The following is a 20,648-nucleotide window of genomic DNA, read 5'->3' as shown; positions in this document are numbered from 1 at the left end:
GCGGACCAAGGTTATGGCGCGCGCCTCATCGCGCAGCAAGACGCTCTGCATCATGGCAGTCGCGCGGGCGCTCAGGCGATGGCGGAAGCGGACTCGGGCGTTTGAACTTCGGGCGCGGGCAGGGCGGTCGGGGTCTTCCGCGGCGGCCCGGCGCGCAAGGCTGTGGACGTCATGCGCCGCACAGCGTTTTCCGCGTTACGCGTGATCGTCTTGCGATCAGCGGACATGTCATAGGCGACGGCTTCGCCCCAGCTTACGACGACGTCGATGGCGCCCGACGACAGGATGCCTATGAAATGCGGGATCAGATCGATGTCGCCATACCACGCCACGTTTTCGCGAAAGGCGCGGCCGACCGGCAATCCACCGAAGCCGACATAGGCGATCGACATCGGCTGCACCGTGATCTCTTTGTGATGCGTGGAATCGCCGAGCGCGTGATGCACCGAGCCGACCAGTGCCGAGCGAAACGGCAGCACGCGCATGCCGTCGCTGGAGGTGCCCTCCGCGAACAGGACCACCGCGTCGCCGGACAGCATGCGGTCGCCGATTTCCTGCGCCGTCGCGCCGGTTTTCTGCCGGCGTTCGCGCTCGACAAAAATCGTGCGCTGCAATTTGGCAAGCCAGCCAAACACCGGCCATTTGGCAACTTCGCTCTTGGCAACGAACACCACCGGCGCCCTGGCGCCGATGATGATGATGTCGAGCCATGAGACGTGATTGGAGAGGATCAGGACTGGCGTGTCCGTCGTCCGCTTGCCGACTTCGTGAATGCGCACGCCGATCAGCGCGCAAAGGATGCGATGAAACAGATGCGGAATACTCTGCTGCCAGCGCAGGCCGAAGGCCAGTGCGATCAGCTGAAACGGCGCCAGCAGCAGCGTCAGCATGGTCAAGGAGATCAGGACGGCGGCGAAACGGATCATGGGTTTATTATACCGGGGCCGACTTCCGCAGGCAAAGTCAGTTGCATGAATTAGGAGAAACCACGGCAAAAAGAAGCGGTCCCGGTCAGCGCGGCAACTGACGGAGACCGCTGGGGAAGCACCCGATTGGCGACGGGGGGAAGCAACCGGCTGCATGAGGAGCCTAGCCGGGGCGAGTGACATCGCCATGACAACCCGGGATATCCACAGGTGGCATTGCGCCCTATTCGGCCGCGTCCAGCCGGTGGGAGCTGAACACGTCGCCTTCGCGGAGCGCCAGATAATAGTCGCGCTCGGAGAGCTCGTCGGTGTGACGAATGAGGTCGGTCACCGGAGTGTAGCTCAGCATCCGCCCGCCATCGGGCAGCACGGCGCAACTCATCCGCAGCACCCGGCCATTGGCGAGGCGCAACGTCGTCGGCGTGGAAGTGCCGGCGCGGATCATCTCGACGCGCCTGGCGATGAAGCTGTCGACCTCGTCGTCGGGGAGGGCGTAAGCGTGGATATCGCGCGCGTGATACATCAGCGCGATCAGCGGCGGCTTGCTGTCAGCCTTCTCGTCGGGGAGCGTGAAGTAGTCGCGGAAGGCGCGGTTGATGAATTCGGCGCGGGTGTCGGCATTGAGAAGCACGACACCGATATCGATCTGGTCAAGTGCAGCCGAAAGGCGCTGGGCAGTGGCGTGCTGCTCGTTCTCGCGGGCCCGTGCCGCGCGTCGCAGCCGGAAGAGGCGGATTGCCAAAGTAATCCCGACGGCTGCGATCACAATGATCGCCGTTTCAATTCCCGGATCGAGAATCAGTCGCCAATCGTACTGCATCGGCTGTACCTGTGTCCGTACAAAGGTAAGAAACGCAGGTTGGCCTCTGGTTGCAAAAAGGCCCACAATTTCCCGGCGGTATAGCTAACGGCGCGTGAAGAGCCCGGCATCATTTTCCCCTTGTTCGCTTCAAATGCTATCGATGCCACCGGAACCGGCGCCGGCCCTTGAATGTTAGCGCCGGGATTTAAAAAGGACCCCGATCGAATGCCCTTCACCATTCCGCCGCTGCTGCTGCCGATTTTGATGCTGCTGGCCTCGAATATCTTCATGACCTTCGCTTGGTATGGCCATCTCAAGTTCAAGGATCACTCGTTGCCCCTCGTCATCATGGTGAGCTGGGGCATTGCCTTCTTCGAATATTGGCTGGCGGTGCCCGCCAACCGCTGGGGCAGCGAAGTCTACAATGCCGCCCAGCTCAAGACGATGCAGGAAGTCATCACGCTGGTCGTGTTTGCTGCATTTTCGGTGCTGTATCTGAAGGAGCCGCTCGGCTGGAATCACGCGCTGGGCTTTGCCTTCATCGCGCTCGGGGCGTTCTTCATTTTCCACAAGTGGTCGTAGCAGCGACCGCTTACTTCCCGGCTGGCGTAATCCGCAAGATTCGTCCTGCCGAACTATCCGTCAGCAGCCAGAGCGCGCCGTCCGGTCCTTGCCGGACGTCGCGGATGCGTTCGTTGAGATTTTGCAGGACGCGCTCTTCGGACGTGACCGTGTTTCCGTTGAGCTGTAGCCGCACCAGCATCTGGCCTGCCAGCGCGCCGGTGAACAGGCTGCCCCGCCAGCGCGGGAAGAGATCGCCGGTATAGAACGTCATGCCGGACGGGGCGATCGACGGCACCCAGTATTTCACCGGTTGCTCCATGCCCGCCTTCGACGTGGTTTCGTGGATTTTCGCGCCGGAATAGTCGATGCCGTAGCCGATCACAGGCCAGCCGTAATTCTTGCCCTTGCCGATGATGTTCACTTCATCGCCGCCGCGCGGCCCGTGCTCGGTCTCCCACAAGTCGCCGGTCGCCGGATTGATGGCGAGGCCTTGCTGGTTGCGATGACCGTAGCTCCAGATCTCCGGCCTGGCGCCGTCGCGGCCGACAAATGGATTGTCTTTCGGCACAGATCCATCCGGCGCGATGCGGATCAGCTTGCCGAGATGATTATCGAGACTCTGTGCCTGATCGCGGCCGCTATAGTGTTCGCCGAGCGTGACAAACAGGTTGCTGTCAGGCGCCTGAACAATACGGCAGCCGTGGTGATTGCCCGACGACAGCGGGCCGTCCTGGCGAAAGATCACCTTCATGTCGTCGAGACGCGGCGCAGTGCCGTCGATGAGCTTACCGCGTGCGACGGCGGTGCGACCGCCGCTGCCCGAACGTTCCGAGTAGCAGAAGTAGATCGTGGTGTTCTGCGCGTAGTTCTTGTCGGTGATGACGTCGAGCAAACCGCCCTGGCCGACGGCCATCACCTCGGGCACGCCTTTGACCGCAGGCGACAACTGTCCCTGCGGCGAGACGATACGGATGCGACCGGGCCGTTCTGTAACGAGCATGCGGCCCTCGGGGAGAAACGCCAGTGCCCATGGATAAGCGAGACCGGAGGCGACGGTCTGTACTTCGAGCCTGCCGGCCGACGAGCCGAACGAGGTGTTTTCGCCGCGGGTGGTCGTGGCGATCAGAAGGGTCGCGGTCACGACGATAGCCGCCGTCAACGTGACAGTGACCCAGATCACGGGCCTTTTCATCGAAATGGCTCCATCACGGAGTCGCAGGTTGCATAAGCGATGCGCGGCATCGCGGCTGAGTGTTTATGAGTTGTGGGGACCGTCAGAGCGGCATCGCACTCGCCACCGGGATCGACATCACGGTGCGGGCGAGGATGACGCAAAGCGACAGACAGCCAACCGCGAGCGACGCCGCGACGGCGTGGGTCAACCGGGTGGATGCGATGGACGTGGGGCGTGCCTGAAATCCTGCACCCACGCGAAGCGACCGTATCATGGCCGTAAATCCTTCAAATCGCGGGCGAATCACCCGCGTGCTACAAATTCGCAGCTGCGGCAGGCGAGATTTGGGCGGGAATTGCCCAAACTATGGCGGGAAAATGGCATTCACAGCGGTTATGCCCGCTATTTCAGGACTTAAGCGTCGGCGACTACGTCCAAGGTATCGTATTCCGACGACGTCGGGTGCCAGTCCATGGAGATAAAACCCGGCTGGGTTTCCACCAGACGCAGCCAGCGGCGGATCGACGGAAAGCTGGAGAGGTCGAAATCGCACTTCTCGGCGACGTGGGTGTAACCGTATAGCGCGATGTCGGCGATTGTCAGCTGGCCCGCGGCGAAGAAGTCATGGATCTTGAGGTGATTCTCCATCACCTGCAGCGCGGCATAGCCACGCTCCATCCAGTCTTCCAGCGCGTGGGTCTGCAGGTCGCGGCCACCGCGCACCAAGCATAGCCAGAAATAGGCGGCACCGAGATTCGGCTCAAGGGCGTGCTGCTCGAAGAACATCCACTGCATGGCTTCGGCACGGTCCATCCGCGATTCCGGCGCCAGAGATGTACCGATGGCGACATACCAGAGGATGGCGTTGGATTCGGCGAGATAGCGGCCTTCGGCGATCTCGAGCAGCGGCACCTGACCGCTGGGGTTCTTGGCCAGAAATTCCGGGGTACGGCTCTCGCCGCGCAGAATGTCCACTTCGATGGCGCGATAAGGCGCGTCCAGGAACGCCAGCGCAAGGCGAACCTTGTAGCTATTGCCAGAGCGCTGCATCGAATAGAGTTTGTACATTCGCAGATGTTCAATTCATTTCAGGTCAAGGCAACCGCGCGATTGGCCAGCGCAGATCGCGGTTAGACAATGATGCTGATGCGAGCCTGTCGCAAGGCCCACGGAATGGAAAAAGTCGAAAACGGCTGCGGCAGTCTGGATTGAGAAAAATGTATGTCAGGCAGCATTCGGCAATGGAAGATCACGCTGCCGCGATCTGTGTGTGAAGGTGCCGCGATGTGCTGTTATCAGCGAGTGCGCGCTGCAGCACGATGATATAAAAAGCGATCATCACCAGAAAGCCGAGCGGCAATTCGATGGCGCCAGCGATGCTGCGCGTCAGCAGCGGCATGATCCAGGTCAATGCGAGCAGGCTGATCTCGCCCGCGTGAAAGCCATGATCGAGTCCATGCCGCGCGAAGAAGGCGATGGCGATGGCGAGCACCATGAGATCGTAGTCGAGCACATAGGGCGTCGCCAGCAGGCTGCCGATCGCGAGTGCTGCTGCCTTGAGTTCGAACGCTGCATGGCTGCGCCATAGCCACATCAAACTGATGGCAATGCCGGCTGCGAGACCGAACTGCGCGGCATAAGCGACAGGAAGACCGGCGCCCCACATCCGTGTCGCGGCGAAGATCGACTGGATTTTCTGCCACCCGGTGCCGCCTTGTTCGAGTACGACATCGCGAGTGAAAGCAGTGGAGTCGGCAAAGGCCTGCCAGATGCCGGCGCCGAATAACCCCGTGCTCAATACGATGAGGACAGCGACGGTGAGTGCGGCCGATACCATCGTGATCCAGCGTCTATCGGCGAGCAGGGCGAGAGGAATCAGCACACCGAATTGCGGCTTGTAGGCCAATAGCCCGATCAACACGCCGGCCAGCCACGGCCGGCGATGGAGCAGAAGCAATGCGCCGCCCAGCAGTGCGGTGGTTAGAAATCCGTTATGGCCGTGACCGACATTGATGAAGACGGCAGGAAAGGCGGCGGCCACCAGCAGCGTTTCCCGGCGGGGCAGGATCGTGCGGATCGCGGCGAGGTAGGCGGCGAAGCTGGCGACGAGCCACAGACCGAGCCCCCATCCATAGGGCACCGTGGCCACCAGCGCGGCAATTCCGAGAAAGAACGGCGGATAGTGCCAGCCGTAGAACGGCACGTCGCGGCCAAACACCCGCTGTTCCGCGGCGTGTTGCAGGGCGGGATCATACGCGTCGGCGGGTTTGCCTTCGAGGGTGAGCCGGCCCGCCGCATAGATGTTGGAAAAGTCGGTCCCGATCGGCTTGCCATTGCGGTCGATCACGCCGTCCGAGACCGCAATCCAGCCGGCGAAGGCCAATGTGCCCAAAGCGAGCACGATCAGGCTGTAAGCCCGCACGCGTTCGAGGGGCAGCCATGCGCCGCTTTCAATATGCTGCCAGATCCAGATCATTTTAAGGGTGCATTTTGGCCCAAATCGTCGATTGCGACGTGCGGTTGACGCTACCGTCCCCCGTTTAACGCTTGCTGAATTGCATCACTTCCAGATGTGTTTTTGCCCAAGCTTCTTGCGATGCAACGTCGCACGCACTAGGGTGCGCCGATCCCAGCAGGATCAGCCATTTTGACGTCGCCGACCGCGGGTCCGCGACCTTTCTCAGGAGAAGATGATGTCGTTTTTGTCCGCTGCGCTCGACCGTGTGAAGCCGTCCGCGACGATCGCGGTGACGGATAAAGCACGCGCGCTGAAAGCAGCCGGCCGCAACGTCATCGGTCTTGGTTCGGGCGAGCCCGATTTCGACACCCCGGCGAACATCAAGCTGGCAGCGATTCACGCCATCGAGGCCGGTAAGACCAAGTACACCGCCGTGGACGGTATTCCCGAACTGAAGGAAGCCATTATCGGCAAGTTTCAGCGCGAGAATGGCCTGACCTACAAACCGAACCAGATCATCGTCGGCACCGGCGGCAAGCAGGTGCTCTACAACGCGCTGATGGCGACGCTGAACCCGGGTGACGAAGTCATCATCCCGGCGCCGTATTGGGTGAGCTATCCGGAAATGGTGGCGCTGGCCGGCGGCACGCCCGTGTCCGTGGTCTGCACCGCAGAATTCGGCTTCAAGCTGCAGGCTTCCGCGCTGGAAGCAGCGATCACGCCGAAGACCAAGTGGATCATCCTGTGCTCGCCGTCGAACCCGACAGGCGCCGCCTACAAGAAGTCGGAGCTCAAGGCGCTCACCGATGTCCTCGTGAAGCATCCTCACGTTTGGGTGATGACCGACGATATGTATGAGCACCTCGTCTATGACGACTTCGAGTTCACCACGCCGGCACAGATCGAACCGTCTTTGTTCAATCGCACGCTGACCGTGAACGGCGTCTCCAAGGCTTACTGCATGACCGGCTGGCGCATCGGTTACGCCGGTGGTCCCGCCGAGCTCATCAAGGCAATGGCGACGATCCAGTCGCAGTCGACCTCGAACCCGTCGTCGATCGCGCAGTGGGCGGCGGTGGAAGCCTTGAACGGTCCGCAGGATTTCATCCCGAAGAACAATGCCGTGTTCAAGGAGCGCCGCGATCTCGTGGTGGCAATGCTGAATCAGGCCTCGGGCATCAACTGCCCGCGTCCGGAAGGCGCGTTCTACGTCTATCCGTCCTGCGCCGGCACCATCGGCAAGACTGCGCCTTCGGGCAAGGTTATTGCCAATGACGAAGACTTCGTCACAGAACTGTTGGAAACCGAAGGCGTGGCGGTGGTGCAGGGTTCGGCCTTCGGCCTTGGCCCGGCATTCCGCATCTCCTACGCGACGAAAACATCCGATCTCGAAGATGCCTGCAAGCGCATCCAGCGCTTCTGCGGAAATCTTCGGTAACAAAACCCGCTCCGAAACTTTTGACGGTTTCGGGGCTTATTTCGGGAAGCGCCTTGTTTTCGACACGGCGCTTCCTTCTTGTCCCCTCGCTATCAAAATCCCCAAGGTGGAGTATCACTATGCGACTTTCCAAGATGTTCGGCCTGACGGCCGTGGCCTTTGCGGCGTCGGTTGCGACCGCAAATGCACAGCAGCCTGGCAGCGTTCAGGTTGGCGTGCTGGAGTGCCGTGGCGGCCAGAACGTCGGCTACGTGGTCGGTTCGAATGCGCACCTCAACTGCGTCTTCCAGAGCGCCGGTGGCCGCGCCGAAGGTTACGTCGCCAACATCCGCCGTTTCGGCCTTGATCTCGGCTTCACCGAAAACACCACGGTGCAGTGGGCTGCATTCGCTCCGACCACCCGCGTGCCGCGCGGCGCGCTGGCCGGCAGCTACGGCGGCGTCGGTACCAACGCATCGGTTGGCCTCGGTTTCGGCGGCAACTTCCTCGTTGGCGGTCCGGGCAACACCTATTCGCTGCAGCCGATCTCGGTGCAGGGCCAGACCGGTCTGAACGTCGCCAGCGGCATCGTTCAGCTCGAACTGGAAGCGACCGGTCCGGTCAGCGGTCATCGCTACAACAAGAAGCGCCGTCATCGCAGCCATCGCTAAGCGATCGCCAGCGATCGCTGTGATCGCGTAAGCGATCCGGCAAGGTTAACGAAAAGGCCCGCGCGAGCGGGCCTTTTTTGTTGCGTGCGCTGCGCGTGCGCCGCTGTCATTGGGCGGTATCATTAGCTATGGATAGTCGATCCACATCCTTACTTCCGTTCATCACCCGGAGATTCCTGATGGTCCGCCTCTCATCGCTCGTTCTCGGTATCGCTGCCGCCGCCTTTTTCACTGCATCGCAAGCGCAGTCGCAGCAAGGCGTGCAGGTCGGTGTCTTGAATTGCCGGGGCGGAGCCAGCGTCGGATTCGTCGTGGGCTCGGTGACCAATCTCGGCTGCGTGCTCACCGGTACCGGTCGTCCGGATCAGCCTTATGTCGCCACGATCCGCAAAGTGGGCATCGATCTCGGTATTACCGAACAGACCGCGCTATCCTGGGCCGTGTTCGTGCCGGTGAACTATAGCGGTCCCGGCGATCTGTCCGGCAACTATGCGGGCGCGCAGGGCAGCGCGTCGGTTGGTGTCGGCGTCGGCGCGAATGTCCTGGTTGGCGGTTCGCAAAACGCCTTCTCCCTGCAGCCGCTCAGTCTGCAGGGGTCGGTGGGACTGAATGTCGCCGCCGGTCTGCAGAGCCTGGAGTTGCGCCCCGGTCGCTGATCCCGCGGCGATCGCTCGCACAAATTCATCCGGCTTCGCCCATGGCGGAGCCGGATTTTTTATGGCGCAATCCGATCACGTTCATCGCAGCGCAGCAACTTTTCCATCTTGCCAAATATCCGGACCGGGCGGAGCATTGACCGCCGACCCAATCATGGGCCGAGCTCCACATGAGGAGGCGGCAATGGGACAAGACCTGAGAAGTCCCCGCGGTCCACAAGGCAATGCCGCAAAGTGCATTGCGCTGGTGGGCCCTTTCCAGAGCGGAAAAACCACACTGCTTGAAGCGATCATGGCCCGCACCGGGGCGATCCCGCGGGCCGGCAGCGTCGACAATGGGACAAGCATCGGCGATGCCAATGCGGAAGCCAGAGCCCACAAGATGGGCGTCGGCCTGACGGCTGCGACCACCACCTTCATGGGCGACAGCTACACATTCATCGACTGTCCGGGCTCGGTGGAATTCGCACATGACATGCGCGCGGCATTACCCGCCGTCGATGCAGCCATCGTGGTTTGCGAGGCGGATGCGCGAAAATTGCCGCAGCTGCAATTGATCCTGCGCGAACTCGAAGACCTCGGCATTCCCAGATTTCTGTTTCTCAACAAGATCGACCGCGCCCACAAGCGCGTGCGCGAGACGCTGGCGACATTGCAGCCGGCCTCGCGCGTGCCGCTGGTGCTGCGGCAGATCCCGATCTGGAACGGCGACCTGGTCGCCGGTTTCGTCGATCTCGCGCTGGAGCGCGCTTTCGTCTATCGCGAGCACAAGGCGTCCGAAGTCATCAAGCTCGAAGGCGGCGATCTCGACCGCGAGAAGGAAGCGCGTTTCTCCATGCTGGAGAAGCTTGCGGATCATGACGACGCGCTGATGGAGCAGTTGCTTGACGACATCGCGCCGCCGGCCGACGCCGTGTTCGACGATCTCGCGCGCGAATTGCGCGAAGGTCTGATCTGTCCGGTGCTGCTGGGCTCGGCGATGCGCGAGAATGGCGTGCTGCGGCTGATGAAGGCGCTACGCCACGAGGCACCCGGCGTGGCCGAGACGGCTAAGCGCCTCGGCGTGCCCGACAGCAAGGATGCGATCGGTTACGTGTTCAAGAGCAGCCATCTACAGCACGGCGGCAAGCTGTCTTACGCGCGCGTGCTGAGTGGTCATCTCGATGATGGCGCAACATTGCTGTCCTCGTCGGGCGAAAGCGGGCGTGTCTCCGGCATTCTTGCGGCGAGCGGAGGACATGACAGCAAGCGCGCATCGGCCGAAGCGGGCGAGACCGTCGCGCTCGGCAAGCTCGATCATGTCAGGACCGGCGACACGATCTCGACCGGCAAGATCGTGCCGGCGTCTCTGGTGAATGTCGTGGCCGCGTCGCCCGTGCTGGCCATGGCGCTTGCGTCCGCCGATCGGAAGGACGACGTCAAGCTCGGCCAGGCGCTGTTGCGACTGACCGAGGAGGATCCGTCGCTTGCGGTGGTCAATAACGCGCAGACCCATGACGTGGTGTTGTGGGGGCAGGGCGAGATGCATCTGCGCGTGGCGATGGAGCGCCTGCACGAACGCTTCGGCATCAACGTCAAATCGCATGCACCGGTGATCGGCTATCAGGAGACCATCCGTAAACCGATCACCCAGCGCGGCCGGCACAAGAAACAGTCCGGCGGTCACGGCCAGTTTGGCGACGTTGTGCTGGAGATAGGCCCGCTGCCGCGCGGCGAAGGCTTTGCATTCCAGGAAAAGGTGGTCGGCGGCGCGGTGCCGCGCAACTACATTCCCGCGGTGCAGGAGGGCGTCGTCGACGGGTTGCAGCGTGGTCCGCTCGGTTTTCCTGTCATCGACGTGCAGGTGACGCTCACCGACGGGTCTTATCACAGCGTGGATTCTTCCGATCAGGCGTTCCGGACGGCTGCCCGGATCGGTTTCACCGAGGCGCTGCCGCAATGCCAGCCGGTGCTGCTGGAGCCGATCCATACGGTGGAGATCGTCTGTCCCACCGAGGCCACGGCCAAGGTCAACGCCATCCTGTCAGGACGGCGCGGCCAGATTCTCGGCTTCGATACCCGCGACAACTGGCCGGGCTGGGACACGGTGCGCGCGATGTTGCCGGAAGCGGAGATCGGCGACCTGATCGTCGAACTCCGCTCGGCCACCGCTGGCGCCGGCAGCTTCACCCGCAGCTTCGACCATATGGCCGAAGTCTCGGGCCGCGCCGCTGACCAGATCGTTGCGGCGCATCGGGTGGCGGCTTAGTACAGTGGCCCATGACGCTTGGACCGCGGGTTGTAGTCATTGGCAATAGCGGCTCGGGCAAGAGCACGCTGGCGCGGCAGCTTGAAAGCCGCGTCGGCGGCGAACGCGCAGATCTCGATCATATCCATTGGCTGGACAGGGGCGGTGTGAAGCGCGACGAGGGGCAGGCCAAAGAACTGGTGGCCGCCCTTGCCGTGAAGTCGAACTGGATCATCGAAGGCGTTTACGGCTGGCTGGTCGAAGCGGCATTGCCGCGCGCTACAGCATTGATCTGGCTCGACATGAGCCCGGAGGTTTGTCGTGATAGCCTCGCTCTCCGGGGCCCTTGGTGTGGCGCGACGGCCGAGGAACATGCAGATTTTCTGGCTTGGGCCGAGGCCTACTGGCAGCGCAAAACGTCGAGTTCGTTCGCTGGCCACCTGGCGCTGTTCGACGACTTCGGCGGCGTCAAACGACGCCTGACATCGCGCGCCGCTGTCGCCCAGTTCGTGGCGACCATGGCGGCTTCGCCGATCGAGTGATGTTTTATACATCATTGAAGATATCTCACATATGATATAAGACTCGTGAAACTGGAAACCGCCCTTGATTACATCGTTTCAGATGCGGGCCGCCCGTGCGCTGCTGGGTATCGATCAAAAGCGGCTGGCCGAAATGGCCGGCGTGTCGCTACCGACCATCCAGCGCATGGAAGCGAGCGAAGGCAATGTCAGGGGCGTGGTGGATTCGCTGATCAAGGTTGTCGATGCCCTCGATCGCTCAGGCGTCGATTTGATCGGCGAGAACGTCCGCAGCGATTCCGGCGGACGAGGGGTGAGGCTGAAACAGCCCGGTCCACCACCGAAACTTGAAGAGCCAAAGCTGACGGATTGAGAACGGGCCGCGGCCTCGATCGAGATCCGCGGCAGGTGACAGGGGCGAGTCGGGAATGGACATGTCCAGAAATCGCGCGTGGGGGCCGCATCAGCCGACCTTCGCCGAACTGTTCACGCCGAAATTGATCACGGTGTTGCGCGAAGGCTACGGCATCGCCGATCTGCGCGCCGACATCTTGTCCGGCTTGACGGTGGCAATCGTCGCGCTTCCGTTGTCCATGGCGATTGCCATAGCCTCGGGGACGTCGCCGGATCGTGGCCTCATCACCGCTGTGATCGGCGGCTTCCTCGTGTCTGCGCTGGGTGGAAGCCGCTTTCAGATCGGCGGTCCAGCCGGCGCCTTCATCGTGCTGGTGGCTGCCACCGTGAGCCGCCATGGCATCGACGGACTGATCCTCGCGACCATGCTCTCTGGCGTGTTCCTGATGGTGGCGGGCTATTTGAAGCTCGGCACTTACATCAAGTTCATTCCCTATCCGGTCACGGTGGGATTTACCGCCGGTATTGCCGTCATTATTTTCGCCAGCCAGATCAGGGATCTCCTTGGGCTCACACTCACCGGCAAGGAGCCTGGCGAACTGATCCCGAAGCTGCAGGTGCTCGGAAGTGCGATCCACACCGTCAACCTGTCGGCCGCCGCGATCACCATCGCGACCATTGCGATCATCCTTCTGCTCAAGAAGCTGCGGCCTTCCTGGCCGGGCATTCTGATCGCGGTTGCCGCAAGCGCGGTCGCGGCATGGTTCTTTGCGCTGCCGGTTGAAACCATCGGCACCAAGTTCGGCGGCATTCCGCAATCCTTTCCGCTGCCGTCGCTTCCCGCGATTTCCCTGGCAAAGCTGCAGGCCATTCTGCCGGACGCCATCTCCTTTGCGCTGCTGGGCGCGATTGAATCTTTGCTCTCAGCTGTCGTCGCTGACGGCATGACCGGCCGGCGGCATCGCTCCAATTGCGAACTGGTGGCGCAGGGCATCGCCAATATCGGCTCGGCGCTGTTCGGTGGAATCTGCGTGACCGGCACCATCGCGCGAACCGCCACCAATGTCCGCGCCGGCGCGCACGGCCCGATCTCGGGCATGCTGCATGCGGTATTCCTGCTGGTATTCATTCTCGTCGCGGCGCCATTGGCAAGTTACATTCCGCTGGCGGCGCTCGCCGCGGTGCTTGCCGTGGTCGCCTGGAACATGGCGGAGAAGCATGAATTCGCGACGTTACTGCGGTCATCATGGGGCGATGCTGCCGTGCTGTCGGCGACTTTCCTACTAACGATCTTCCGCGATCTTACCGAGGGCATTGTGGTCGGCTTCGCGCTTGGCGCGATTCTGTTCATCAACCGCATGGCGCAAACAACCGGCATTGAGGCGGATAAGCCGCTGGTCGTGGCCGACAAGGCCGACGACGCCAATGGCGACCGAAAACCCTATGATCCCGGTCTCGCTGCCGATCCCGACGTCGTTGTCTATCGCATCACCGGCGCATTTTTCTTCGGCGCGGCCTCCACCATCGGATCTGTGCTCGAGGGCTTCTCGGATCGCCACAAGGCTTTCGTGATCGATTTTGCCGCGGTCCCCTTCCTGGATTCGACTGCCGCGAATGCGATCAAGGGCATTGCCGAGAAGGCAAAGCGACAGGGCGTCCGCGTGATTCTCACCGGCACCTCGCAGGGCGTGCGCCGGGCGCTGCTGACCCACGGCGCGCGACCGCCACTGGTCAAATACCGTGCTGATGTTGCAGTGGCCGTCAGCGAGATCAAGATCCGACGCGCTGCAGCGATCCAGGAGACGTCGAGCTGATGGCATCGGCAATTGCTCGCAGCTGCAGTATTGATCGTCTGCATGGTTGTCGGACTTGCTGTGCGCCGCAAAACTGTCTGATGATTAAGAGCCCCTGCATGATTTTTATGCTACGCACGCTTCCGCCTGAAGCGAAGGATGAACGATGCCGAACGAGACCACGCCCCGCGCCGCCTGTTTGATCGGCTGGCCTGCCGCGCATTCGCGCTCGCCGCTGATCCACCATCACTGGCTGCGCAGCATGGATATTCCGGGCGGTTACAGCATCGAGTCGATTCCACCGGAAGGCGTGGCCGAATTCGTGATGAACCTCTCCAAGCACGGTTACATCGGCGCCAATGTCACGATCCCGCACAAGGAGCGTGTGCTGAAGCTGACCTCACCGGATCGCCGCGCGCGGGCGGTCGGGGCTGCCAACACGCTATGGTACGACCACGGCACGCTGCGCGCGACCAATACGGATATCGAAGGCTTCATCGACAATCTCGATCACGCGGCTCACGATTGGGACCACACCGACGACGCGCTGGTGCTCGGCGCGGGCGGTTCGTCGCGTGCAGTGGTGTTCGGATTGCTCGAACGCGGAATCAAACATGTCTATGTCGCCAATCGCAGTCTCGATCGCGCCGAGGCGATGGCCGCGCAATTCGGCTCGCAGGTGGTGCCGCTGGCGTGGGAGAATGTCGCCAGCATGTTGCCGCGCGCATCCTTGCTGGTGAACACCACGTCGCTCGGCATGAGCGGCCAGCCGCCACTGACCATCGATCTCGATCAGCTGCCTGACCAGGCGGTCGTCGCCGATCTCGTTTACGTGCCGCTCGATACGCCGCTGCTCGCCGGCGCCCGCACGAGGGGCCTCCGCACCGCTGATGGTCTCGGCATGCTGTTGTATCAGGCCGTGCGTGGCTTCGAGCTGTGGTTCGGGCAGCGCCCCGATGTGACGCCGGAACTGCGTCGCCTCGTCGAGGCCGACCTCACAGTGGCGTGAGCGGGGAATAGCTATTTGGCCTTGGGGTTTCCATCTGCAGCGGTGGGCGCCTTCAAAGGAAATTCCCCTATGGTTCAGATCGTATCGACTTCGGCTCGCTTGTTCGCGGGCTCACTTCTTGCTGGTTCATTGCTGATTTCCGCCGCATCGGCGCAGCAGCCGCAACCCCTGCGCATCCGTGGTGCCATCGAAGCCGTCGATGGCGCGGTGCTGACGATCAAGACGCGCGAAGGCGATGAGCGCAAAGTGAAGATGACGGACAATGTCACCGTGACCGGCATTGCCAGAACGACAATGGCCGAGGTGAAGCCCGGCTCCTATATCGGCGTGACCGGCATGCCGCAGGCCGATGGCACGCAGAAGGCCATCGCGATCCATATCTTTCCAGAAGCGATGCGCGGCACCGGCGAAGGCTCGCGCCCCTGGGATCTGCGCCCCAACAGCAGCATGACCAATGCCACCGTCGATCAGAAGGTCCAGGCCTCCGATGGCCAGACGGTGACGGTGAAGTACAAGGACGGGGAAAAGAAAGTGACCGTGACGCCTGACACGCCGATCGTGACATTCGTGCCGGGCAATAAGGATGAACTCAAGCCTGGTGCCAAGATCATCATCATGGGCGCTACCAAGAGGGATGACGGCACTTTCGAGACGGCGCGGGTTAATGTCGGGCTGGATGGGCTGACGCCGCCGATGTGAGAAATTCGAAACTGCGGAGAAGCTCTTGCGCAGGCCATTGCTCGCACCGTGCCTCATCCTCGCATCTCTGTTGTTGTCTGCGCCGCACTTCGCTGCTGCGCAGACATCGCCCTCCACGACGGAGCGGGTGCTGAACCTGCCTGTTCATGGCGGCGATCAGCAGCGCGCGCTCTACGTCAGTCCATCGCATCCACGCGCAACCATCGTGATGCTGCCCGGCGGAACAGGCGATGTAGGCATCGCCCGGGATGGCGAAATAGCGCACGGTAACAACTTCGTCGTCCGTTCGCGCGTGCTCTGGAATGCTGCGGGTTTCGCGGTGCTGATCCCCGACGCCGTCGATAGTCAGAACTTGCGCGGGCTGCGCAGCTCGCCGCAATATGCAGCACTTGTGGGCGATCTCGTCGCTGCGGCTCACGCGCAGGCGCCGGGACCGGTCTTCCTGCTCGGGACCAGCCAAGGCTCGATTGCGGCGATGAACGGCGCAGCGAATCTGCGTGACGGTCAGATCGCAGGTATCGTGCTCACTGAGTCGGTGTCGCGCCTTGGTGGTAGCCACGAGACGGTGTTCGACGCGCATCCTGAACGAGTCAATGTGCCCGCACTCGTCGTTGCCAATTCAGACGATCGCTGCAATGTCGCACCGCCGGAAGACGCCGACAAGATCGCAGCAGCGATGAGTGGCGCGCCGCGCGCCAAGGTCCTCAGGGTCAGAGGCGGAGATCAGCGCTCGTCCACGGATTGCGGATCGCTGTCTCCGCACGGCTATTACGGCATCGAGCAAAAAGTCGTCGATACGATCGCCGCGTGGATCGACGCGGCGATCTGACGAGTCCTCACTGCACCAGCACGTGCCTGTCGATCTCGGCGATCGAATTCACGCCGCACAGGCCCATGGTCACGCTGAGTTCGTTGCGCAGGATGTCCAGCGCCTTGGTCACGCCGGGGCCGCCATAGGCGCCGAGACCGTAGATATAGGCGCGGCCGATCATGCAGGACTTGGCGCCGAGGGCGAGCGCACGCATCACGTCCTGCCCCGAGCGGATGCCGCTGTCGAACATCACTTCGATCTCCGAGCCGACGGCATCGGCGATCCCCGGTAATACCGAGATCGACGACGGCGCGCCGTCGAGCTGACGTCCGCCGTGGTTGGACACGACCATCGCCTGCGCGCCGACCTTTACGGCTTCGCGGGCATCCTCGATATCGTGAATGCCCTTGATCACGATCTTGCCGGGCCAGATGCTGCGGATCCAGTCGAGATCCTTCCAGTTCAACGACGCATCGAATTGCGATGCTGTCCACTGCGCGACGGAGCCGAGATCGTCGGTGTTCTTCACGAAGCCGGCGATGTTGCCGAAGTTGCGCCGTTTGGCTTTCAGCGTGCGCACCAGCCAGCCGGGCTTGCTCATGAAATCGATCAGGTTCTTCACATTCAAGATCTGAGGCGGCACCGACAGGCCATTCTTGATGTCGGCATGACGCTGGCCGATCACCTGCAGATCGACGGTCAGCACCAGCGCGCTACACTTCGCCTTGATGGCGCGCTCGATCAATTCCTTGATGAAGCCTCGATCCTTCATGACATAGAGCTGAAACCAGAACGGTTTTTCGACATTCTCGGCGACGTCTTCGATGGAATTGATCGACATCGTCGAGAGCGTATAGGGAATGCCCGCCGCCTGCGCCGCCCGGCAGGCGTGAATTTCGCCGTCGCCATATTGCAAGCCGGTTGAGCCGACCGGCGCGCAGATCAGCGGCATGGTGGCCTTCTCACCGAGGATGGTCGTCGAGGTGTCGCGATTGGCGATGTCGACCAGAATACGCTGGCGGAACTTCAGCTTCTGCAGATCCTCGCAATTCGCACGGAACGTGTCTTCGCTATAGGAGCCATGGTCGACATAATCGAAGAACGCCTTCGGCACGTTGCGCTTGTGCTCGAGGCGAAGATCTTCGATGCAGGTGATATGCTTCATGAGATGTCCCAGCCGTTCTTGTCTTTGCTTGTATTTGCTTGTTTCGGTGTCATCTAGCATGGTTAGGCGGTCCGCCATATCATCCTTGTCATTGGAATGTCGTCGAAATTGAAGGAGGCCAGAATGTCCGGCTCCAAGACAAATCCAGCAGGCCACGGGGCCGGCAAGGCTCCCGGCAAGGCAGCCGAGGACGAAGAAAAGCGACAGCTGGAAGTTGCACTGGACGAAGGACTGGAGGAGACTTTTCCGGGCTCCGATCCGGTCAGTGTGACCCAGCCTGCCCATTCAAAGGCGGACGCGCATATCAAGCGAAAGGGCTGAGCGGGCCGGGTTCCGGTCAGCTGATGCTCCATCGAAGGCATTACATGAAAGGTTAAGGTATATAAGTAATATCAATGGCTTGTCGTTAATTACGTATTCCGGGCCTTGGTAATGATTCATCATATTTTTTGAAGCGATTTTAGGGGCCCGAGCCTTATAAGTCCGTCACATATATGGCGCTGCCAATGGGTCAGTCGCCTGAGACAGGGTTTTGAGCCCTCGCGCGAAGCGCGAGGGCATTGGGGGTTACCATGAGCCGTAAATATTTCGGGACAGACGGCATTCGCGGCCGCGCCAATGGTCTGATCACGCCGGAACTGGCACTGAAGGTTGGGCAGGCCGCAGGTCTTGTGTTTCAGCGCGGCGAACATCGTCATCGTGTCGTGATCGGCAAGGACACCCGGTTGTCCGGCTACATGATCGAAAATGCGATGGTGGCAGGCTTCACGTCGGTCGGCATGGATGTGCTGCTGGTCGGGCCGATGCCGACGCCAGCCGTGGCGATGCTGACCAAGTCGATGCGCGCCGATCTCGGCGTGATGATTTCCGCATCGCACAATCTGTTCGAGGACAACGGCATCAAGCTGTTCGGACCGCTCGGCTACAAGCTGTCGGACGATGTCGAGAAGCAGATCGAGGAATTGCTCGACGAGAATCTCGACAAGAGACTGTCGCAGAGCGCCAGCCTCGGTCGGGCGCGCCGCATCGACGGGGTGCATGATCGTTACATCGAATTCGCCAAACGCACGCTGCCACGAAATCTCAGCCTTGATGGTTTGCGCGTCGTCATCGATTGCGCCCATGGCGCCGCCTACAAGGTGGCGCCGGAGGCGCTCTGGGAACTCGGCGCGGACGTCATCTCCATCGGCGTCGAGCCCGACGGTTTCAACATCAACAAGGAATGCGGATCGACCGCACCGGAAGCGCTGAGCCGCAAGGTGCGCGAGATGCGCGCCGATATCGGCATTGCGCTGGATGGCGACGCCGATCGGCTGATCATGGTCGACGAGCGTGGCCATCTGGTCGATGGCGATCAGTTGCTCGCCGTTATCGCGCAGAGCTGGAAGGAAGACGGGCGGCTTGCCAAGCCGGGTATCGTCTCCACCGTGATGTCAAATCTCGGTCTGGAGCGCTTCCTGAAGGGGCAGGGCATCGACCTCATCCGCACCGCGGTGGGTGATCGCTATGTGCTCGAACAGATGCTGCAGCACGGCTACAATGTCGGCGGCGAACCCTCCGGCCATATCATCATGTCGGACCATGCGACGACAGGCGACGGTTTCGTAGCCGCGCTGCAGGTGCTGGCCGTGGTGACCAAACTCGGTCGGCCGGTATCGGAAGTCTGCCACCTGTTCGATCCGTTGCCGCAGATTCTGAAGAATGTGCGTTATCGCAGCGGCAAGCCGCTCGATGATGCGGAAGTGAAATCCACCATCGCTGCCGGTGAACAGCGCCTCAACGGCCATGGTCGTCTCCTGATCCGCCCGTCGGGCACGGAGCCAGTCATCCGCGTGATGGGAGAGGGCGATGACCGCGTGATGGTCGAGGAAGTGGTGGATTCCATCGTTGACGCGCTGGGCCACGCAGCCGCGGCGTAAGCTTCCTGTTCATTCGCTCTGACCGAGGCGCCAGCGCGCGATCACTGCCGAACTGACATGAAGAGCTGTCTTGTCCGAATATTTGCCGGGCGAGGCGGCTCTTCCGCGTTTTGATAGTTCGCGTTGGAGCGCTTTCGCGCGAAGTGGGCACCGGTTCGCATCAAGGAAACGCGTCAACAAAAAGCTGGAGCCTGGTTTTGATCCGGTCAGAGCCGAAGGCTCCGGGCAGGTAAGTCCTCGTTAACACCTGGCGATGCCGCGGCGCATTGCAGCGCGTTTTGATAGCAAGACATTGTTAGTAACTGTGGCGACGCAGTGGCGTGATGGAATTTGCGTGCATTTTCGTCACCAAATATCAACCTTAAAAGTTAGGGTTAAGCGCCGCTTAAGGAGTTGGTGTCATCGTCCGTTTGTGAGTTTCCGAGTGTGAGGCCTCCATTAGTTGCCTCTTTGGCCCAAAAGGACGAAGCCAATGCGTAGCGTTAAATTCATTCTGGCCGCGGGCGCGGCTTCCCTGATGTCGACCGCCGTTCTCGCTGCCGACATGCCCATTGCTCCACCGCCTCAGATGTATGCGCCGCCGCCGGTCGAAGACTTCGGCGGTTGGTACCTGCGCGGCGATATCGGTTTCAGCAACCAGCGCGTCAAGAACATCGAGATGGGTGACGGTCGCAACGCCAATCTCCTCTCGCTTCAGCAGACCACTGCCTTCGATACGGCTGGCATCTTCCAGCTCGGCGTCGGTTATCAGTTCAACAACTGGTTCCGCGGTGACATCACCGGCCAGTATCGCGGCAATTCGAATTTCAAGGGCACCGATCACGTAACGTTCCCGTCGAGCGGCCTCGTTGGTACCGGCGTGAACAACTATAACGCCACCAAGTCCGAATGGGTGGTGATGGCCAATGGTTACGTCGATCTCGGTACCTGGTGGTGCGTGACCCCGTTCGTCGGCGCCGGCGTCGGCATGGCTCGCGTCAATATCGGGAACTACACGGATAACGGTGCGATCAATGTCGGCTCCGCCGGCGGCGTGCCCTTCATCGGCGGCCCGTTCCCGAGCTACGCAAGTGCACCGGCTGCATCGAAGTGGAACTTCGCATGGGCCCTGCACACGGGCCTGGCTTACAAGGTCAATCCGGCAATGACCGTCGAACTTGGCTACAGCTACATGAATCTCGGCGATGGCCAGACCGGGCCGGTCTCGACCTATGACGGCTTCACCCGCGGCGTGGCGATGCAGTTCAAGGACATCACCTCGCATGACCTGAAGCTCGGCGTGCGCTGGAACCTCGACAGCCCGCCGGCCTATGCGCCGCCGCCGTTGATCCGCAAGGGCTAAAGCTAAGCGGATTGCCTCAACTATCTTAAGAGACCTTAACGGCGCGGGAGCTTCCCGCGCCGTTTTGTTTTGCACGGGTAGTATCATCGCAACCAATGATTAAGGTTAACAGCGGATGATCGGGACAGTTCGGTGAGTTG

General features: G+C 61.5%; 21 protein-coding genes. 14 read left to right on the top strand and 7 right to left on the bottom strand.

The features are described from left to right. Nucleotides 1–71: 71 nt before the first annotated feature. Together LPB73_RS19690 and LPB73_RS19685 are read right to left on the bottom strand one after the other, a co-directional pair. Nucleotides 72–926 carry a lysophospholipid acyltransferase family protein gene (locus LPB73_RS19690; RefSeq protein WP_231077908.1) on the bottom strand — a complete coding sequence of 285 codons (855 nt, stop codon included), beginning with the start codon at nt 924–926 and terminating at the stop codon, nt 72–74. A 223-nt stretch (nt 927–1,149) separates the two neighbouring features. Further along, on the bottom strand, nt 1,150–1,746 hold the full coding sequence (locus LPB73_RS19685; protein WP_089261730.1) for a PAS-domain containing protein: 597 nt from the start codon (nt 1,744–1,746) through the stop codon (nt 1,150–1,152). Nucleotides 1,747–1,953: 207 nt separating this feature from the next. Here LPB73_RS19685 and LPB73_RS19680 point away from each other — a divergent pair, with 207 nt between their 5' ends. After that, the gene (locus tag LPB73_RS19680; protein WP_068731204.1) at nt 1,954–2,310 is read left to right on the top strand and encodes a DMT family protein; all 357 of its coding nucleotides are present in this window, start codon (nt 1,954–1,956) and stop codon (nt 2,308–2,310) included. Between the two features lie 10 nt (nt 2,311–2,320). On the opposite strand, the gene LPB73_RS19675 is transcribed toward LPB73_RS19680, so the two are convergent. The 4 genes from LPB73_RS19675 to LPB73_RS19660 all read right to left on the bottom strand — a co-directional run bounded on the left by LPB73_RS19675 (nt 2,321) and on the right by LPB73_RS19660 (nt 5,942). Beyond that, on the bottom strand, nt 2,321–3,484 hold the full coding sequence (locus LPB73_RS19675) for a PQQ-dependent sugar dehydrogenase (RefSeq protein ID WP_231077907.1): 1,164 nt from the start codon (nt 3,482–3,484) through the stop codon (nt 2,321–2,323). A gap of 82 nt (nt 3,485–3,566) precedes the next feature. Further along, nucleotides 3,567–3,740: a hypothetical protein gene (locus tag LPB73_RS19670; protein WP_231077906.1), complete on the bottom strand. Its 174-nt coding sequence runs from the start codon at nt 3,738–3,740 to the stop codon at nt 3,567–3,569. Between the two features lie 140 nt (nt 3,741–3,880). Next, on the bottom strand, nt 3,881–4,534 hold the full coding sequence (locus LPB73_RS19665; protein WP_089261726.1) for a glutathione S-transferase family protein: 654 nt from the start codon (nt 4,532–4,534) through the stop codon (nt 3,881–3,883). Nucleotides 4,535–4,715: 181 nt separating this feature from the next. Then, entirely contained in the window at nt 4,716–5,942 is a 1,227-nt protein-coding gene (locus tag LPB73_RS19660) for a glycosyltransferase family 87 protein (protein ID WP_231077905.1), read from the bottom strand. Between the two features lie 217 nt (nt 5,943–6,159). Here LPB73_RS19660 and LPB73_RS19655 point away from each other — a divergent pair, with 217 nt between their 5' ends. From LPB73_RS19655 to LPB73_RS19610, 10 genes are all read left to right on the top strand, one after another. Continuing rightward, nucleotides 6,160–7,362, top strand: coding sequence for a pyridoxal phosphate-dependent aminotransferase (locus LPB73_RS19655; RefSeq protein WP_068731379.1), 1,203 nt, complete (start codon nt 6,160–6,162; stop codon nt 7,360–7,362). A 119-nt stretch (nt 7,363–7,481) separates the two neighbouring features. Continuing rightward, nucleotides 7,482–8,012 (top strand): DUF992 domain-containing protein, encoded by a 531-nt coding sequence (locus LPB73_RS19650; RefSeq protein WP_068731210.1) that lies wholly within the window; start codon nt 7,482–7,484, stop codon nt 8,010–8,012. 179 nt (nt 8,013–8,191) lie between these two features. After that, nucleotides 8,192–8,668 (top strand): DUF992 domain-containing protein, encoded by a 477-nt coding sequence (locus tag LPB73_RS19645; RefSeq protein ID WP_068731211.1) that lies wholly within the window; start codon nt 8,192–8,194, stop codon nt 8,666–8,668. Between the two features lie 184 nt (nt 8,669–8,852). Then, nucleotides 8,853–10,916: an elongation factor G gene (locus LPB73_RS19640; protein ID WP_120288628.1), complete on the top strand. Its 2,064-nt coding sequence runs from the start codon at nt 8,853–8,855 to the stop codon at nt 10,914–10,916. Between the two features lie 11 nt (nt 10,917–10,927). Continuing rightward, a complete protein-coding gene (locus tag LPB73_RS19635; RefSeq protein WP_231077904.1) occupies nt 10,928–11,437 on the top strand; it encodes an AAA family ATPase in 510 nt (169 codons plus the stop codon). A 64-nt stretch (nt 11,438–11,501) separates the two neighbouring features. Then, on the top strand, nt 11,502–11,789 hold the full coding sequence (locus LPB73_RS19630) for a helix-turn-helix domain-containing protein (RefSeq protein WP_089261718.1): 288 nt from the start codon (nt 11,502–11,504) through the stop codon (nt 11,787–11,789). A gap of 55 nt (nt 11,790–11,844) precedes the next feature. Beyond that, on the top strand, nt 11,845–13,584 hold the full coding sequence (locus LPB73_RS19625; protein WP_089261716.1) for a SulP family inorganic anion transporter: 1,740 nt from the start codon (nt 11,845–11,847) through the stop codon (nt 13,582–13,584). 145 nt (nt 13,585–13,729) lie between these two features. Then, nucleotides 13,730–14,572: a shikimate dehydrogenase gene (locus tag LPB73_RS19620; protein WP_231077903.1), complete on the top strand. Its 843-nt coding sequence runs from the start codon at nt 13,730–13,732 to the stop codon at nt 14,570–14,572. Between the two features lie 69 nt (nt 14,573–14,641). Beyond that, nucleotides 14,642–15,271, top strand: coding sequence for a hypothetical protein (locus LPB73_RS19615; RefSeq protein ID WP_231077902.1), 630 nt, complete (start codon nt 14,642–14,644; stop codon nt 15,269–15,271). A 25-nt stretch (nt 15,272–15,296) separates the two neighbouring features. Next, nucleotides 15,297–16,100 carry an alpha/beta hydrolase gene (locus tag LPB73_RS19610; protein WP_231077901.1) on the top strand — a complete coding sequence of 268 codons (804 nt, stop codon included), beginning with the start codon at nt 15,297–15,299 and terminating at the stop codon, nt 16,098–16,100. Between the two features lie 7 nt (nt 16,101–16,107). On the opposite strand, the gene LPB73_RS19605 is transcribed toward LPB73_RS19610, so the two are convergent. Beyond that, nucleotides 16,108–17,247 (bottom strand): alpha-hydroxy acid oxidase, encoded by a 1,140-nt coding sequence (locus tag LPB73_RS19605; RefSeq protein WP_184513869.1) that lies wholly within the window; start codon nt 17,245–17,247, stop codon nt 16,108–16,110. A 123-nt stretch (nt 17,248–17,370) separates the two neighbouring features. Between LPB73_RS19605 and LPB73_RS19600 the strand changes: the two genes are divergently transcribed. The 3 genes from LPB73_RS19600 (at nt 17,371) to LPB73_RS19590 (ending at nt 20,508) form a co-directional block, all read left to right on the top strand. Further along, nucleotides 17,371–17,568: a hypothetical protein gene (locus LPB73_RS19600; RefSeq protein ID WP_141137017.1), complete on the top strand. Its 198-nt coding sequence runs from the start codon at nt 17,371–17,373 to the stop codon at nt 17,566–17,568. Between the two features lie 251 nt (nt 17,569–17,819). After that, nucleotides 17,820–19,166, top strand: a complete 1,347-nt coding sequence (glmM, locus tag LPB73_RS19595) for a phosphoglucosamine mutase (RefSeq protein ID WP_089261706.1) — start codon at nt 17,820–17,822, stop codon at nt 19,164–19,166. A gap of 472 nt (nt 19,167–19,638) precedes the next feature. Further along, nucleotides 19,639–20,508, top strand: coding sequence for an outer membrane protein (locus LPB73_RS19590; protein WP_068731233.1), 870 nt, complete (start codon nt 19,639–19,641; stop codon nt 20,506–20,508). Nucleotides 20,509–20,648: the final 140 nt, after the last annotated feature.

This window comes from Tardiphaga sp. 37S4 (assembly GCF_021044645.1).
GTDB classification, from domain to species: Bacteria; Pseudomonadota; Alphaproteobacteria; order Rhizobiales; family Xanthobacteraceae; genus Tardiphaga; species Tardiphaga robiniae.
This window is presented reverse-complemented; position numbering and strand designations above follow the sequence as displayed.

Excerpts from the sequence above, each read along its gene's own strand:
- LPB73_RS19690 (WP_231077908.1), bottom strand. The coding sequence starts at position 926 with ATGATCCGTTTCGCCGCCGTCCTGATCTCCTTGACCATGCTGACGCTG.
- LPB73_RS19685 (WP_089261730.1), bottom strand. The coding sequence starts at position 1,746 with ATGCAGTACGATTGGCGACTGATTCTCGATCCGGGAATTGAAACGGCG.
- LPB73_RS19680 (WP_068731204.1), top strand. The coding sequence starts at position 1,954 with ATGCCCTTCACCATTCCGCCGCTGCTGCTGCCGATTTTGATGCTGCTG.
- LPB73_RS19675 (WP_231077907.1), bottom strand. The coding sequence starts at position 3,484 with ATGAAAAGGCCCGTGATCTGGGTCACTGTCACGTTGACGGCGGCTATC.
- LPB73_RS19670 (WP_231077906.1), bottom strand. The coding sequence starts at position 3,740 with ATGATACGGTCGCTTCGCGTGGGTGCAGGATTTCAGGCACGCCCCACG.
- LPB73_RS19665 (WP_089261726.1), bottom strand. The coding sequence starts at position 4,534 with ATGTACAAACTCTATTCGATGCAGCGCTCTGGCAATAGCTACAAGGTT.
- LPB73_RS19660 (WP_231077905.1), bottom strand. The coding sequence starts at position 5,942 with ATGATCTGGATCTGGCAGCATATTGAAAGCGGCGCATGGCTGCCCCTC.
- LPB73_RS19655 (WP_068731379.1), top strand. The coding sequence starts at position 6,160 with ATGTCGTTTTTGTCCGCTGCGCTCGACCGTGTGAAGCCGTCCGCGACG.
- LPB73_RS19650 (WP_068731210.1), top strand. The coding sequence starts at position 7,482 with ATGCGACTTTCCAAGATGTTCGGCCTGACGGCCGTGGCCTTTGCGGCG.
- LPB73_RS19645 (WP_068731211.1), top strand. The coding sequence starts at position 8,192 with ATGGTCCGCCTCTCATCGCTCGTTCTCGGTATCGCTGCCGCCGCCTTT.
- LPB73_RS19640 (WP_120288628.1), top strand. The coding sequence starts at position 8,853 with ATGGGACAAGACCTGAGAAGTCCCCGCGGTCCACAAGGCAATGCCGCA.
- LPB73_RS19635 (WP_231077904.1), top strand. The coding sequence starts at position 10,928 with ATGACGCTTGGACCGCGGGTTGTAGTCATTGGCAATAGCGGCTCGGGC.
- LPB73_RS19625 (WP_089261716.1), top strand. The coding sequence starts at position 11,845 with ATGGACATGTCCAGAAATCGCGCGTGGGGGCCGCATCAGCCGACCTTC.
- LPB73_RS19620 (WP_231077903.1), top strand. The coding sequence starts at position 13,730 with ATGCCGAACGAGACCACGCCCCGCGCCGCCTGTTTGATCGGCTGGCCT.
- LPB73_RS19615 (WP_231077902.1), top strand. The coding sequence starts at position 14,642 with ATGGTTCAGATCGTATCGACTTCGGCTCGCTTGTTCGCGGGCTCACTT.
- LPB73_RS19605 (WP_184513869.1), bottom strand. The coding sequence starts at position 17,247 with ATGAAGCATATCACCTGCATCGAAGATCTTCGCCTCGAGCACAAGCGC.
- LPB73_RS19600 (WP_141137017.1), top strand. The coding sequence starts at position 17,371 with ATGTCCGGCTCCAAGACAAATCCAGCAGGCCACGGGGCCGGCAAGGCT.
- glmM (WP_089261706.1), top strand. The coding sequence starts at position 17,820 with ATGAGCCGTAAATATTTCGGGACAGACGGCATTCGCGGCCGCGCCAAT.
- LPB73_RS19590 (WP_068731233.1), top strand. The coding sequence starts at position 19,639 with ATGCGTAGCGTTAAATTCATTCTGGCCGCGGGCGCGGCTTCCCTGATG.